The sequence below is a fragment of the Desertibacillus haloalkaliphilus genome, from assembly GCF_019039105.1.
GTDB classification, from domain to species: domain Bacteria; phylum Bacillota; class Bacilli; order Bacillales; family KJ1-10-99; genus Desertibacillus; species Desertibacillus haloalkaliphilus.
On record NZ_JAHPIV010000443.1, the window covers coordinates 1 to 357 of the forward strand.

1 protein-coding gene is annotated in these 357 nt (G+C 41.5%); it reads right to left on the minus strand.

Annotated elements, in window-relative coordinates; genetic code table 11:
• The coding region (locus tag KH400_RS22715; protein ID WP_217228509.1) for a YfhO family protein at positions 1-357 on the minus strand (357 nt) is incomplete at both ends.

A 357-nucleotide genomic window follows, 5' to 3' on the forward strand; every position in this document is an offset into this window, starting at 1 on the left:
GTAGTAATAGGCGGGGTAGACCGTTAGTCCGTTAGCTAATGACTTACCAGAACGAGCGGACTGTAGGACTGCCATGATGCTTGGAAAGAATAAAATCATAGGTAATAATGCACCAATGATAGCATTGGCTAACAAAGCTAAGTGTTTGCGCCAATTCAACCAATTCTGATTAAGCCATTGATAGCCCAACCAAAAGACAATAGCACCGATGGCCATCATAAAGGCAAAATAAAAATTATTCCATAACGTCCACGCAACTAATACAGTGAACCAGCCATAGCGGTGTTTGCGCAATGCGCGATGCAACGTCAAAATCAGCAATGGGAAAATAATTAATGGGTTTAAAAAGAACGGATG